The following is a 13,311-nucleotide window of genomic DNA, read 5'->3' on the forward strand; positions in this document are numbered from 1 at the left end:
GAAAAGGAGTACGGGTGAGGCAGCTGGCTCAAGGCCATCACGGCGGCCCTATACCGCAGGGCGCACTGCCCCAGGTGGCCGCGCCGTTGCCCCCGCTGTGCCACGTGACGATCGTGGCGCCCCGCAAGCGGGCCGACCTGGCACTACCGGTCGACATCCCGCTGCCGCACGTTCTGCCGGGACTGCTGCGGGCCATGGGAGAGGTCGGCGGCGAGTCCGCCGCGGCTCCTGGCTGGGTGCTCCAGAGGCTCGGCGGCCCGCCGTTCGACATCGGAAAGAGCCTCGCCGCGCTGGGCGTGCTCGACGGCGAGGTGCTCTACCTCCGCCCGAGCGAGCTCGCCCTGCCGCCCGCCCTGTACGACGACGTCGCGGACCTGGTCGCCACGGGCGTCAAGGAGCGGGCCGGCGTCTGGGGTGACGGGCACACCCGCAAGATGGGCCTGGGCGCCGCGATGGCGCTGCTCTGCGCGGGTCCACTGGCCCTGGTGCTGGCGGGGCCGCCGTGGACGGTGGCCGCCATCGTGTCGGGCGCCCTCGCCGTGCTGCTGATCGTCACCGGGGCCGTCATGTCCAGGGCCGTGGGCGACTCCTCCTCAGGAGTCCCGGCCGGTTACGCGGCCCTGCCGTACGGCTTCCTGGCGGGGCTGCTCGCGCCCACCGACGCCGTGAACGTGCTCGCCCCGGGCGCGCCCAGCCTGCTGGCCGCGCTGGCCTGTACGGCGCTCGTGGCCACCTTCGCGGGCACGTTGATCGCGGACGGGGTGGTGGGCTTCCTCGGCGCGGCCATCGCCTCCGTCGCCGGCGCGGCGGGCACTGCCGTCGTGATGGTCTTCGGCCTGCCCGCGGCAGGGGTGGCCGCGGTCACCGTCACCATCCTGCTGGCCCTCAGCCAGCTCATCCCGACCCTCGCCTTCCGCTTCGCCCGCCTGCCCCTGCCCACGATGCCCACGACCGCCGAAGAACTGCGCAACGACAACCAGCTGCTGGACGCTCCCGCGATCAAGGAACGCACCGTCCAGGCCAGAAGGTACGGCACCGGCATGGTCGTCGGGATCTCGCTGGTCGTCATCGCGACACACCTTCTCCTCGTGCTCGACGGCCACTGGATGTCCCTGACCATGAGCGTCGTCCTGTCGCTGACCGTCCTCCTGCGGGCCCGCGTGTTCGCCGGGGTGGGACAGCGGCTGTGGCTCCTCGGATCCGGCGTGGCGGGGCTGGCCATGCTGGCGATCTCGCTGAGCGTGGGCAGCGGCGGCGTCATGGCCGCCGTACTGGTGATCGGGCTGCTGTGGGCCGCGCTGATCTCGATGGGCCTCGGCGTCTGGCTCCCGTCGGGCAAGCCGTCCCCGTTCTGGGGGCGAGCGGGGGACATCGTCGACCTGATGCTGATCGCCGCCCTGTTCCCGCTCGCGCTCGGCGTGCTGGAGGTCTACACCTGGGTACGCGGCCTGTCCGGCTGAGCGGCATTCGCCCCGGATGGCGCAGGGGAGGGCATCCGGTTACGTGCGTGTTAAGTCGTGTTGAAGATTCCCTGGTGATCGGGGGAAAACATGGGACGAATCGTAGGCGGCGCGGGGGAAGGATGGTAGGAAGATCAGGTGTCGCATACCGAGTCCATGGCCGGCCCGTCCTCCGGCGAGCCTTCGACCTCCCGCACTCCGATCGCCGTGCCGGCGGTGGCCGGCCCATGTCCGCACACACCCCCGTGCCCGCCTCCGGTGTGTCTCGCGCCGAGCCTGCTCCCTCAAGGCGCCACGGAGGCGATCGTCCAGCCCGTCAGGCGCCCGGTGGAGCCTGACCCCGCGGCGAGCACCGGCACGGACGGCTACAACGTCCAGGTGGGCATCGTGAGGAAGTTCGCCGGCGTCCTGGCCGGCTCCGCCGATGCCATCGACTCCATCGCACGGGCCACGCCTCGTTTCGAGGGCTGGAACCTCGTCCCCTTCGTCGGCATCCCTGCCATCGGCCTGCGGTTCGTCGGCCGCGTCAACACCGTCAGCGACACCTGGGAAGATTGCGCCGACCTCCTCGCCGAGTTGCTCACAACCGACAGTAAGAAGCTGGTTGCGGCGGCGAACAACTACCAGGCGGCCGAAGAGGCCGGCACCATCAAGACCGCTTGAGGAGCGCCGTGTCAATGCCCCCGCAGGAGCCGCCTGGGCGGGTTGTGCCCCCGCTCGCCAATCCTGGGCGCACCCGGATAACCGCCACGCCAACTCCGCCCACCAACCCCGGTTTCTACAAGAAGCTGATCACCGCGCTGAATCCGCTGCGCCAGACCACCAGGGAAGCGATGGTGCTGTCCGCGGTCGGCGTCGGCGCGCTGGCCCTGGACGTGGCGGCCACGGCCAACCTGGGCGACCCTGCCCTGTTCTACTTCCGCCGCGAACGGTGGAAGGAACTGTCCGGGCTGGTAGAGGCAACCAGGAAGGACGTGTGGGTCTCCTACTTCGGCCCGGTCGTGGACCACTGGGAGGGCGACGCGGTCGCGATGCTCCAGCAATACGTCCGGTTCAAGATCAACAACTTGTACACCCTGCTCAGCAAGATCTCCGATGATATGAGCGGCACCATGTATAACCAGTGCAAGGAGGTCCTCACGTACGACCTGTCGGTGTTCGGTCTGTACGCCACCACGGCGCCGATCCTCAGGACACTGATGGCCGCGAGCGCTCATCCGGTCGGCCAGCTGGCCATGAGGGCGCAGATCGGTGCCTTCCTGACCGTGGCCGGCATCTTCGCCAAGCAGTTCGCCGACATCTGGAGCGCTTACGAGGGGGACCTCAACAAGCTGGAGCTGAAGCTCAACCAGCTCAGAGGATCCTTCTACGAACACGGCAACCCGGACTATGGGACGCGCTTCAAAGACCTCAAGCTCAATGACGACATCACGTACCCGGACAACTGGATCGCGAAATGAGAGAGCTCGACATCTTCGGCGCGGGTGGGGAGGGCAACCTGTCCGGCCTGCTGCGTGAAGTGGGGTCCTTGCTCGATTCGCTGACCGGCGCGCTGGACGAGATGAGCGAGGCGAGGCTGGAAGGCACCGACTCGACGGGGGCCGTGCGGGCCGAGGTGTCCGGCGTCGGCCGCCTGCTCGGGCTCTCCATCGATCCTCGGGGTCTGCGCGACCTCGACCACGTCCAACTGGCCGAGGCGGTTGGCGAGGCGATCGCCGCCGCCCACGTCGCGATGGGCGAGCGGATGACGGAGGTGACAGAGGGGCTGGCGGCTCCCACGACTGGTGATGATCCGCTGGATTCCTATATCCAGCAGGTCTTACGAGGGGATTGAACCGTGGACGAGATCACCGATGCGCAGGCCAGGCTGGACGAGTTGATCGCCGCCGCCGAGCGAGCCGAGGCGCGGGTGGAGGAGTGGAGCGCCCGCACGTTCACCGGCCAGGCCGACGACGGCCGGATCACGGCCACCACCGACTTCCTCGGCGTTCTGGTGAGCCTGGAGATCAGCCCGTTGAGCAGGCGGCGGCTGGACGCCACGGCCCTCGCCGACGCGATCCTGGCAGCCATCAACGCCGCGGAGGAGGCAGCGGCGGCCGCCAAGGACGAGCTGATGGATGATCTTCGCCCGCCTCAGTTCGGGAGATTGCGCATGTGATCTCCAAGCGCTACTTTGCTGGGCGTTTCCCCTCATCAGGATGGAGCAGCCGGTGCAGGAGTTCGGGGATTTCGCCAACATCGACATCGAGAAGTTGATCAAGACCGCCGACGGGCAGTTCGCCCAGGTCGAGGAGCTCCAGAAGACCATGGCGACCCTGGTCGGCCGGGCGCAGGACGAGGACGGCCTGGTCACGGTCGAGTTCGCGACCGAGGGGTTGAAGGAGCTCGAGCTCCATCCCAAGGCCATGCGCCTCAGCTCGGGCGAGCTCGCCGAGAAGCTCAAGGAAACCATCCGCGAGGCTTCCGACGACCTGCAGCGTCAGGTCAGTGAGTCGATGGGAGAGGTCTTCGGGGAAGAGGACAACCCGATGAACTTCGTCAAGGATCCCGAGGCCGCGCTGCACCAGGTCAGGAGCGCCGAGGCGGCCTACAACCGGACCTTCGAGGACGTGATGGGCGAGCTCGACCGCATTCGCCGTCGCCTCGACCTCTGATCGCCTACTCCCATTTGAGGCTCACTTGTTTGAAGTCCGGCTTGTCGCCTTCGGGACGGTTGGCGCGGCTCACCATCACCTGCCGATTTCCCTCGTGCCAGGCGGTGCCCACGAGCAGTATTCCGCTTGCCGCTAGTGCGAGAGCGCGCTGCTTCTCCATTACGCGGTGCAGCGATTTGAGCACGCTCCCCGCGCGTTGCATCGCCGCCAGCCGGGCAGCCAACCCTGCCGCCGGCCCACCGATATTGCCGGCGTTGGCGGCTAGGGCGGCGGCTGCCATGGCGGCTGCCGCCGCCGTGCACACCCCGAAAGCGCCCCATGACACGTTGGACGAGTGCCGCATGATCTGACTGGTTCCGTGGACGATGTTCTTCGACTTCACGATCTGATCCGAGAGGGTGTCCACCCTCTCGGTGAACTTATTCCTGTCGTCAGCGTCCCATTCCTCCGGCATGCCCTTCTTCTTGGTGCCCTGGAGTTGCTGGTGCGCGTCTCCTAGTTCTTTGTAGACGGTCTCCCACCTGTCTGCCAGGGCTGACTGGCCCCCCGGGCTGCTGGCGAGTGCCATGATGGCGATGGGAACGGAAAAGGCCGCCTTGCCTCCCACCATGGCGGCGGCATACCCGCTCAGGGCGATTGCAGGCGTAAATACAAACCAGCCGGCGTCCATCGGTTCTCAGTCCTTGATCGTGTTCGCGTCTTCCGCTCGCTGCCAGTTGAGCTTGGTCTTTTCAAGCTTATCGTCCCATTCATTGAGCAAATCTTTGCCCTGGGCGAGATAATCAGTGTGTGAGCGTTTGATGCTTTCATGGCTGTTGTGGAGGAAAGCGCCCAGGAGGCCGAAGGTCGTGTGGTCCGCGTGGTTACCATTTGCGATCTTATATGCCTGCTCTAGTTTAGGCGTGACCTCGTTGATGATGGCGTAGGCGATGTTGTCGATGTCGTCGGCGTTCGCCGTCTTGTTCTGAGGGTCGGTGTTGCCGCCATCAGGGCCTGCGTTCCCTGGCTGGTTGCCGGTGCCCTTGTCCGAAGGGTTGGCGGGCGGTCCGCTGCCGGGATTGGTTCCTTCGTTTCCGTTTTTGGATGGCGTATCTGACTTGCCTGGATCGTCCTTCGGTGTGTCATCCTTTGGTTTTGTGTCGTCTTTTTTAGGATCAGGCACTTGTCCGGCAGGGTCGGATGCTGGGGCGAAGGGGCTTTCTGGCTTGTTGTCGTCGTCCTTTCCGGGGTCCGTTGGGGTTCCGGTATTGGGATCGGTAGGGGTCCCTGCCGCGGGGTCGGTGGGGGTTCCGGCGTTTGGGTCAGTGGGTGAGCCGCCGCCTGGACCGCTGGGTGAGCCGGATGCTGGATCGGTGGGTGCTTCGCTTCCGGGGCCGGTGGGTGAGCCGGTGTTGGAATCGGTAGGGGTGCCATCGCTGGGGTCGGCAGGGCTTTCGGTGCTGGGGTCGGTGGGTGAGCCTGTTTCGGGTGACCCCGCTTCGGGTGCCCCCGCTTCGGGGGTGCCTGTTTCGGGGGTGGTGGCGGGGTCGGTAGGTGTTTCGCTTCCGGGGTCGGCGGGTGAGCCGGTGTTGGGGTCGGCAGGGGTCTCAGCGCTGGGGTCGGCAGCTTTCTCAGGGTTGGAATCGGCGGGCTCCCCGGAGTTCGGCCTGTCCGCCTGATCTTCGGTGTCGCTCTTGTCGGCTTCCTTCGGATCCGCAGCGTCCTTCCGAGAGCCGTCGGCGGCTTGTTCTTGGCCGTCCTTGGCTGGTTTGTCCTCGCCTGTTCGAGACTCAGACGCAAGAGGCGGATCGTCCGCCTTCCTCGTGTCGTCATCGTTCGCCGGCTGATCGGACTTGTTTGCTTGGGAGGGTTCTGCGGTCTGTGAGTCGCGCAGGGCGGCCGGATCCACGATCACGACTTGATGGGACAGGATCTCGCTGGGCATGCCGGTGGTGGCCACCTCGGGCTGGCCTGACCCGATGGTCGTGCCCCAGTTGATCAGGCTGTCGACATCCTGTCCGCTCACCGCGATCTCCTTCGCCCCACACTGATCGCAAACGCTAGACCCCACCTTGGGTGATCAGCGCGGTCTGGGGCAAACCGCCAGGAACCGCCGCTCATGATCATGTATGGAATCACGGGAGCTTCAGGCGGCCTACCTGCACGTTTGCCCGAGTGTCACCATCGTGTTACCTAAACGTGACCTACGTACTTGTTAGTCATGTTGCGGGGGATGGTTACCGTGCTCTTTGATGGCATTCGTGCCGATCTTGCCCTCGGCGCCCAAGACTTACGGGGAGAAGCGTAGAACCCGGGAAGAGGAATCGCTATGGAACAAGCTTTTACCGCCAGCCCAACCCAACTCGATGTCGCTGCCAACCACGTGGAAACCGCCGCGCAGACGATCGAAGGCATCCGTAAGGGGGTTGACGCACGCGTCAACGAGCTCGTAGGCAGAGGCTGGGCCGGAGGGGCGGCCGGCAAGTACAAGAAGCACATGCTCGAGTGGGATGCAGCATGCAGGAACATCATCGCCGACCTCGAGCGAATCTACGACACGATGAGGTTGAACAGGGTGGGCTACTCGGCCGCTGAAGCCGAGGCGCAGAACATGAACCTCGGTGACGTCCCCGTCAACACGAACGCGGTCGACCAGGCCATCAACGTGCGAGCCTAGGCTCGTCCATCTTTCTGCATACACACAAAGGAGATTGCCGTGGGCGATGGTCTTGCGCCTGACGTTACTAGGGTCAACTTCGGTCAGATGGATGCCCAGGCGGACAGCCTCAAGGGTGTGGTGAACCAACTGGACCAGATCACCAACCAGCTCGTCGAGGACATCAAGAAGGCGTTCGCGGGCAACTGGGACGGAGGCGCGAAGTCCTTCTTCGACATCAGGCAGGCCCATTGGAATACGCAGGAGGAGGCGATGAGGACCGCGCTCGACGCCGCGTCCACCGCGGTCCGTACGGCCAACGGAAGATACCAGGAAACAGAGAGAAAAAATCTCCTTATGTGGGATGTCTAGACCGTATCCACCCGACTCGGTCATCGCTGGCAAGCGATGACCGAGCTTGCGCATATGACGGGGCGAGATGGCACCCAAGGAAGCGACGAAGGACGGCGGGAACCCGCTGGTCCTGGACCCGAAATGGCCCGGGCTTGACGGCGGTGAGCCGGTGGAGTATTCGGTCACACGGATGCGGGCGATCGCCCGGGACTTGGCGTCGGCGAAGAATCTCGACCAGCACCTCGGGCGGCTCGGCTCGGATACTCAGCTGTCCCCGGCCGAGGTGGGGCAGTGGGACGACGCGCAGGCGTTCAGCAAGTCCGTGGGTGAGACCAGTGCCGCAGCGAAGTTTCTCCAGGCCTACACCGACTTCGCCAATGCCTACGACCAATTGGTCGCGGCCATCGAGGCGAACGCCGACGCGTACGCGAACACGAACAGCATGAACGAGGGCGGCAGTGAAGTCTGAGGAAGGTCACCGTGGGTAGCGAGCGCGTTGTCCTCACCATTCGCTCCGGCGAGGGCCCTCAAGGGCAGACGGTCAAGGCTCCGAGAAAAGAGATCGAACGGCTCCTCAGCGATACCAAGCCGGGAGAGATCAGCGACGCCGGATCCACGTACAAGGCCGCGGCCGGGGCGGTCGATCGGGCTGTCCAGGCGCTGCAGGAGAGTGCTGGCGAGCTAGCCAAGAGCTGGAAGGGGCCGACGGCCGCCCAGGTGCAGAAGGCGATGCAGCTGATGCACGCCAGCGGCGTCGAGCTGTCGTCCAAGATGAGGCAGATGGACGAGGCTCTCGGCAGCTATGCCGAGGAGTTGCCTGCCACCCTCGCCAAGGTCGAGAGCATCCCCACCCCTGTGATGCCCCGCGGGACGACCACCGCCGCCGCCGTGTCGGCCTACGAGGAGCGGAAGGCGGCCGAGGACAGGGAAGCGCAGAAGGCGATGCGCGAGCTTAACCAGAAGATGGCCAACATTTTCAACGCCAGCGTCCCGGCGACCGTTTCATATGAACTGCCCACGGTGGCGATCCCCGGCGACGGAGGGGGGGCGAACCAGAAGCCCGTGGTCCTGTCCGAGCTTCCGGCGAACGCGGGCGAGCCCGGCTCCGGCGACCCGCTCGCACCTGGTACGGGCACCATCAGCCCGGGTGAGGCCGGCACGACTCCCACGGGTACGAGCCCCAGCGCTACAAGCCCGACGGGAAGCGGGACCAGCGACCCAGGTACCGGAACCTCCAACACAGCGGGTCGAAATGGCGTAGAAGGCACAGGATCGGACCCGCTCAGTACCCAGCGGCAGACCGGTCTCACCGACAACACCGTGCCTTCGGTGATCGGCGACCCCCGGGCCACCGAGTCGGCCAATTTCTCTCCGCAGACCACGTCCAGCCCGTATACGGCCACCCCGTACACGAGCACCCCGTACGCAGGCGCTCCGAACGCCACCACGCTGACCCCCGTCACGGCCGGCAACACGCCAGGTGCTCCGTCCGTTCTCGGCAACCCAGGAGCGCTCGGCGGTTCCTCCGTGAGCGGTGGTCCCGCCAGTGCGGTGAGGCCCGCAGGCATGGGCCCCGGAATGATGCCGTTCATGCCGATGGGCGGCATGGGCGCCGGCGGCTCGGACAACGGGATCGAAGTGGGGACGCATCTTACCGAAGAGCGCGACATCTGGACTACGGCGCATACTGTGACCGAACCACGCATCGGTTGATCGAGGCGTCCTGCTGGTTAGGGGTGAGCCATGGGTAACCAATATCCGTACTCCAACGGAAATCTGCCCACACAGTTGAACTACACGCCGTCGTCCGGTGTGAAGTTCGAGAAGGGAAAGCTCGCCTCCAACAGCAATAGGCTCGACGCGGACAGCTCCAAGGTGAGCAACCTTGCGGGCCGTACGGAGAAAATTTCCCTTTCCTGGCTGGGATACGGGCTGACAGGACGTGAGTGTGACAAGGCACACCGTGACGTGCGCGACCAGCATTCCGAAACGCTGAAGGTCGCCAAACGGGTGCTGGAGTCATGGCGGGAAGCGCTGAGAATCGCTGACTCCAAGTACAGGGCGGCGGACGAAGACTCGCCGATCAATCAGCTCCCGAACGTGCCGAATGTCTCAAGCCCTAGCATGCCTGACTCCCAGGTGCCCAATTACAACGTGCCCAAGGCCAATCTGCCCGATTCGTATCGGCCCGACTACAACGTGCCCAAGGCCAATCTGCCCGATTCGTATCAGCCCGACTACAACGTGCCCAAGGCCAACCTACCCGACCCCGCATCGCCTGATTCGGGTCTTCCTGGCTCTGGTATGCCTGGCTCTGGTATGCCTGATCCGAGCCTCGCGAGTCCTGATATGGCGAATCCGGATTTCAAGAGTCCTGATATGGCGAACCCGGATTTCAAGAGTCCTGATATGGCGAACCCGGACCTCAAGAGTCCTGATATGGCGAATCCGGATTTGGCCAAGCCCAACCTTTCGGATCCCACGAAGACGGGTCTCTCCGGCTACGATCCGTCCACCACACCGTCGCTCCAGCAGCCCCGCATTCCGGAGGCCACCGCATCGGTGGATCCGGCTCGCTTCACCACCGGTGCGCCCGGCACTGTCACGGGCCCAGGCACCGGCACTGGTCTCGGCGGACCGGGGTCCGGTAACCAGGTTCCCGCTCTCGCCAAGGGCGCGGCTAACGCCCTCGGCGGTATGGGCGGCATGCCGTTCATGCCGATGGGCGGCATGGGCGGCATGGGCGGCGAAAGAGAGAAGGATGGCTCCACCTCCGACCTCCTACGTGGAGACGAAGAAGACTGGGGCATCGACGAGGACGTGACACCGCAGGTCCTGCGACACCAGGGCGCCTGACATGGGACTGGCGACGGAACGATTCCTCGGAGCAATCGCAGTTGCTGCGGCAAGCGCGGCTTTCATACGGCACCCTCTGGCCTACTCTGTGACCGCCGCCCTCGGGGTGATCATGGCTGATCCGGATTCGATGCGCGAGGCCATGAAGGAGTGGATGACCAAGGAAGAGGGGGGCCAGACCGCAGAATTGCAGGAATTGCAAGCGTCCGTGGCGTCGCTGGCGGAACACCTCGAAAAGGATGCCCACTGGGAAGGCGAAGCCTTCAACGCCTTCAATGAGCTGCTGAAAGAGTTCACCAAGCAGACCGGAAACGCGGCTATGCAGCGTGACAGCGTGGGCAACGCTCTGAAGTCGAGCGCGAAACTCTATGATGTCCTGTCTTGGGTCGCAGTCGCGGTGGCAGCGGTGATGGCAATCATCGCGCGTTACCTGGTGGTGACGCGTGCGAATCCCCCCGCAGCGCCTGCGGGGGAAGCAGCGGCTGCCGCCGGGGTGCAGACGCTGTGGACGAAGCTGAAGCCGGTGATGAGAGGACTGTTGACAATGGCCTTCACAGTCGGCGGCACGTATCAGGTCGTCCAGATGATGAGCATGAATCAAATGATGAAATTTCAGAGTATGGAAGCCATGCCGATGTACAACTCACTGGCGCTTGGCAATGACGCCAATTCTGGAGCGCTCATCCCGGTGACGATTGAGGACAAGAAAACGTCCGGCCTGACTGTTCCCGGACAAACGGCGCCGGCCTGAGGGCCCCCGGAGTCGCTGCTCCGGGGCTACCCGTTGATCTTCACTGGCGTGTGCGCGGCCGCCGGATCGAGCCGCGGCCCCTCGGGGATCATGTGCAGGAGTTGGGCCGGCATCGGTGCGACGGATGAGGCGTCGTACCCGAAGGTCTCCAGTTGCGCCCCAGATTGCAGGGGGTAGAGGCGATTCTGGTCGCTGATCAGGTAGTAGGTGTTGATCGCCGACAATTGCCCATCTCCTGGCAGCAACCCGGCCATCGCCGCCCCGCCGGGAGGTAGCAGGATCTGGTCGAAGTGCTCCTGGCTGCCGGTCGTCGCGGGGACCGGGATGGCGATCCGGCCACCGCTGGTGATCTTGGCGCGTGTCGAACCTTTCTGCGTCTCCGCGTACACGGCACACAGCGGGGCCTCGGTCGACGGCGTGATCACCTTCGGCATCGTCGAAGGCAGGCCCCCGCCTAGGAGCTGCAGCTTGGACGGCATCGAGTTGGCGGTCGCGGCGTCGATCTCGATCGGCACGACCGGCCGCCGCCCGTACGCCTGCTTGCTGGCCGGGTCGTTGCGAATCAGTGTGGCCTGCGTGACGGTGATCGGTGCGAGGCCGTCCTGCGCGAGCACGTACCACCGGTCCGCGGCGCCGGCGATGCCGGGGGTGGTGAAGATCTGACCGACCCGCGCCGCCTTGCCGGTCGGCCCCCGCACCACCTTGCCCCGGTTGGGGATCGACGGTCCGCGGAAGTCGCGCCCGGTCGGGATGGCGTTGATCCAGGCGGCCGGCACCTTCCTGAGCACGGTGGCGCCGAGCGCGTTGATCCCCTCTGGGCCGACCTTCATCTTCTGGTCGGCCCAGATCACCCAGCCTTGCTGCTGCTCGTCAGTGACGACCATCGCGCCGTTGCCCACCGGTTGGCCGCCGACGTCGATGCCGCCCACCAGAGTCACGTACGTCTGGGTCGCTCCGGACGCATCGGCCTTCTGGCCCACGCAGACCGACCAGGGCCCCTTGACCAGCTTCTCCTTGACCGGCAGTGAGTCGGGCGCGCCGGGGATGCCGACGTACGGTCCTCGGGCGAAGCCCGCCAGCGAGGCGGCGGACACGTTGCGCACCTTGACGTCGGAGGCGTCGAGCAGCAACCGCGCGGAGACGTAGTTGGCGACCGGCAGCAGCTTGTTCTCCTGCGCGCTGTAGACGTACTTCGCTCCGCTCTCCTCCTCCACGAGCAGTTGCCCGGGATCGGTGAGCTTGGTCGCGTTCCCGGGTTTGAGCAGCCCCCAGATGCCGAACCCCGCTGTGATCAGGGCGGCGATGAGCAATCCGCAGAACAGCGCCACCGTGTGCCGCCGCATCGGCGACTCAGGCACATCGGGCTCGGCCTGCAACAACGCCATGCCCAGGCGCTGCATCATCAGCCGATGAGCCTGATAGAGGTCCTTCCGGGTCTGCATGCCACTCCGTTTCGGCGGGGGGAGGAGTGTGACTGACAACAGGACAGCATAGGAGTGTCCCAGAGCGTCTCGTCAGCTTCTCGGCCGTAAACGACCAAGCTTGCAGTTCCTCGCCGTCGGTGGCTTCGACGGTTTGGTCCGCGTCAGGCAGCGTGACTCACTGCCCAGCCCGTCTCACCGCGTGAGGCGATGTTGCGGGCTGCGTTGACGTCGGCGTGCTCAGCGAAGCCGCACGACGTACAGGCGAAGGTTTCCTGGTCGGGCCGGTTGTTCTTGGCCACGTGCCCGCAGGCCGAGCAGGCTTGCGAGGTGTAGGCCGGGTCCACCCAGACCAGGGCGACACCGGCGCGGGCCGCCTTGTAGGCGATGAAGTGGCCGAGCTGGTGGAAACTCCATGAATGCAGCGTGACCCGCTGGGGCTTGCGGAGCCGTACCCGGTCGCGGATCCCCTGGAGATCTTCCAGGGCGATGCCTCGCCCGGTGCGTGCAGCCTCGGTCACGATGCGTCTGGCGATGGTGTGATTGGTGTCGGCGGCGAAACGCGCTTCTTTACGGCGGCGTTTCCTCAGCAGCCGTCTGGCGCTCTTGGTCTGTTTGGCCTGCAGGCGGCGGCGCAACTCGCGGTGGCGGTGACGGACCGCGTTCAGGGTCTTGCCGCTGTGACGGACACCATCGCCGGTGCCGGTGCCGGTGGCGGTGGTGGCGATGTTGGCGATCCCCAGATCCACCCCGACAAACCCGTCCGGGGCGCGCACCGGAACGTCCGGCAGGTCGCAGGTGGCGATGAGAAACCACCTGCCATCGCGGCAGACCAGGTCTGATTCGCCCTTGCGGTGAGCGGCCAGCAGGGTGAGCTGATCGGCCGAGGCGGTGAACGCCACGCCCTTCATCCGCCCACCCACGGTCCAGATCGACACCGTCCGCGCGTCCATCCGCCAGGACAGGCAGCGGTCGTCGAACGGCTGGGCCGCGCCCGGGCGAAAGACGATCGGCCTGGCCTGCACCCGCTCACGCCGGACGGAGCCGGGCCTGCCCAGATTGCCGTTGCGCAGGTTGGCGTGCAGGGTGGTGTAGGCGTCGGCGACCTTCTTGATGACATGCTGCGCGGCCTGAGCCGCCAGCCCGTACCTGTCCTTGACCTGCCCGTAGACGTGCCTGC

16 protein-coding genes are annotated in these 13,311 nt (G+C 65.7%); 12 read left to right on the top strand and 4 right to left on the bottom strand.

Annotated features, from left to right (window positions below):
- Window positions 1-14 precede the first annotated feature (14 nt).
- From eccD to IEY82_RS37510, 6 genes are all read left to right on the top strand, one after another.
- Window positions 15-1,460 (top strand): type VII secretion integral membrane protein EccD, encoded by a 1,446-nt coding sequence (gene eccD, locus IEY82_RS37485; protein WP_189129048.1) that lies wholly within the window; start codon window positions 15-17, stop codon window positions 1,458-1,460.
- Between the two features lie 387 nt (window positions 1,461-1,847).
- Window positions 1,848-2,123: a hypothetical protein gene (locus IEY82_RS37490; protein WP_229697786.1), complete on the top strand. Its 276-nt coding sequence runs from the start codon at window positions 1,848-1,850 to the stop codon at window positions 2,121-2,123.
- A gap of 8 nt (window positions 2,124-2,131) precedes the next feature.
- Window positions 2,132-2,920, top strand: coding sequence for a hypothetical protein (locus IEY82_RS37495; protein ID WP_189129050.1), 789 nt, complete (start codon window positions 2,132-2,134; stop codon window positions 2,918-2,920).
- Complete coding sequence (locus IEY82_RS37500) at window positions 2,917-3,294, top strand: YbaB/EbfC family nucleoid-associated protein (RefSeq protein ID WP_189129051.1); 378 nt, start codon at window positions 2,917-2,919, stop codon at window positions 3,292-3,294. The genes IEY82_RS37495 and IEY82_RS37500 overlap by 4 nt, the downstream gene beginning before the upstream one ends.
- A 3-nt stretch (window positions 3,295-3,297) precedes the next feature.
- Window positions 3,298-3,618, top strand: coding sequence for a YbaB/EbfC family nucleoid-associated protein (locus IEY82_RS37505; RefSeq protein ID WP_189129052.1), 321 nt, complete (start codon window positions 3,298-3,300; stop codon window positions 3,616-3,618).
- Between the two features lie 40 nt (window positions 3,619-3,658).
- Window positions 3,659-4,114, top strand: a complete 456-nt coding sequence (locus IEY82_RS37510; protein WP_225264101.1) for a YbaB/EbfC family nucleoid-associated protein — start codon at window positions 3,659-3,661, stop codon at window positions 4,112-4,114.
- 4 nt (window positions 4,115-4,118) lie between these two features.
- Here IEY82_RS37510 and IEY82_RS37515 read toward each other — a convergent pair whose 3' ends face one another.
- Both IEY82_RS37515 and IEY82_RS37520 read right to left on the bottom strand, forming a co-directional pair.
- Window positions 4,119-4,784 carry a hypothetical protein gene (locus tag IEY82_RS37515; protein WP_189129053.1) on the bottom strand — a complete coding sequence of 222 codons (666 nt, stop codon included), beginning with the start codon at window positions 4,782-4,784 and terminating at the stop codon, window positions 4,119-4,121.
- A gap of 6 nt (window positions 4,785-4,790) precedes the next feature.
- A complete protein-coding gene (locus IEY82_RS37520) occupies window positions 4,791-6,119 on the bottom strand; it encodes a prolipoprotein diacylglyceryl transferase (RefSeq protein ID WP_189129054.1) in 1,329 nt (442 codons plus the stop codon).
- Between the two features lie 303 nt (window positions 6,120-6,422).
- Between IEY82_RS37520 and IEY82_RS37525 the strand changes: the two genes are divergently transcribed.
- The 6 genes from IEY82_RS37525 to IEY82_RS37550 all read left to right on the top strand — a co-directional run bounded on the left by IEY82_RS37525 (window position 6,423) and on the right by IEY82_RS37550 (window position 10,710).
- Window positions 6,423-6,770: a WXG100 family type VII secretion target gene (locus tag IEY82_RS37525; protein ID WP_189129055.1), complete on the top strand. Its 348-nt coding sequence runs from the start codon at window positions 6,423-6,425 to the stop codon at window positions 6,768-6,770.
- 39 nt (window positions 6,771-6,809) lie between these two features.
- Entirely contained in the window at window positions 6,810-7,121 is a 312-nt protein-coding gene (locus IEY82_RS37530) for a WXG100 family type VII secretion target (RefSeq protein ID WP_189129056.1), read from the top strand.
- Between the two features lie 67 nt (window positions 7,122-7,188).
- Window positions 7,189-7,572, top strand: a complete 384-nt coding sequence (locus tag IEY82_RS37535; RefSeq protein ID WP_189129057.1) for a hypothetical protein — start codon at window positions 7,189-7,191, stop codon at window positions 7,570-7,572.
- Between the two features lie 11 nt (window positions 7,573-7,583).
- Window positions 7,584-8,816, top strand: coding sequence for a WXG100 family type VII secretion target (locus IEY82_RS37540; RefSeq protein ID WP_189129058.1), 1,233 nt, complete (start codon window positions 7,584-7,586; stop codon window positions 8,814-8,816).
- 30 nt (window positions 8,817-8,846) lie between these two features.
- Complete coding sequence (locus IEY82_RS37545) at window positions 8,847-9,959, top strand: hypothetical protein (RefSeq protein WP_189129059.1); 1,113 nt, start codon at window positions 8,847-8,849, stop codon at window positions 9,957-9,959.
- A 1-nt stretch (window position 9,960) separates the two neighbouring features.
- A complete protein-coding gene (locus IEY82_RS37550; RefSeq protein ID WP_194518810.1) occupies window positions 9,961-10,710 on the top strand; it encodes a WXG100 family type VII secretion target in 750 nt (249 codons plus the stop codon).
- Between the two features lie 26 nt (window positions 10,711-10,736).
- On the opposite strand, the gene eccB is transcribed toward IEY82_RS37550, so the two are convergent.
- On the bottom strand, window positions 10,737-12,152 hold the full coding sequence (eccB, locus tag IEY82_RS37555) for a type VII secretion protein EccB (protein ID WP_189129061.1): 1,416 nt from the start codon (window positions 12,150-12,152) through the stop codon (window positions 10,737-10,739).
- A gap of 143 nt (window positions 12,153-12,295) precedes the next feature.
- On the bottom strand, window positions 12,296-13,311 hold a 1,016-nt coding region (locus IEY82_RS37560; protein WP_189129062.1), incomplete at its 5' end, for an RNA-guided endonuclease InsQ/TnpB family protein.

Source organism: Nonomuraea cavernae (assembly GCF_014646355.1).
Lineage (GTDB): Bacteria > Actinomycetota > Actinomycetes > Streptosporangiales > Streptosporangiaceae > Nonomuraea > Nonomuraea cavernae.

What these genes read in the sequence shown, in the direction of transcription:
- IEY82_RS37500 (WP_189129051.1), top strand. Translation starts at nt 2,917, where the DNA reads ATGAGAGAGCTCGACATCTTCGGCGCGGGTGGGGAGGGCAACCTGTCC.
- IEY82_RS37510 (WP_225264101.1), top strand. Translation starts at nt 3,659, where the DNA reads ATGGAGCAGCCGGTGCAGGAGTTCGGGGATTTCGCCAACATCGACATC.
- IEY82_RS37515 (WP_189129053.1), bottom strand. Translation starts at nt 4,784, where the DNA reads ATGGACGCCGGCTGGTTTGTATTTACGCCTGCAATCGCCCTGAGCGGG.
- IEY82_RS37525 (WP_189129055.1), top strand. Translation starts at nt 6,423, where the DNA reads ATGGAACAAGCTTTTACCGCCAGCCCAACCCAACTCGATGTCGCTGCC.
- IEY82_RS37535 (WP_189129057.1), top strand. Translation starts at nt 7,189, where the DNA reads ATGGCACCCAAGGAAGCGACGAAGGACGGCGGGAACCCGCTGGTCCTG.
- IEY82_RS37545 (WP_189129059.1), top strand. Translation starts at nt 8,847, where the DNA reads ATGGGTAACCAATATCCGTACTCCAACGGAAATCTGCCCACACAGTTG.
- IEY82_RS37550 (WP_194518810.1), top strand. Translation starts at nt 9,961, where the DNA reads ATGGGACTGGCGACGGAACGATTCCTCGGAGCAATCGCAGTTGCTGCG.
- eccB (WP_189129061.1), bottom strand. Translation starts at nt 12,152, where the DNA reads ATGCAGACCCGGAAGGACCTCTATCAGGCTCATCGGCTGATGATGCAG.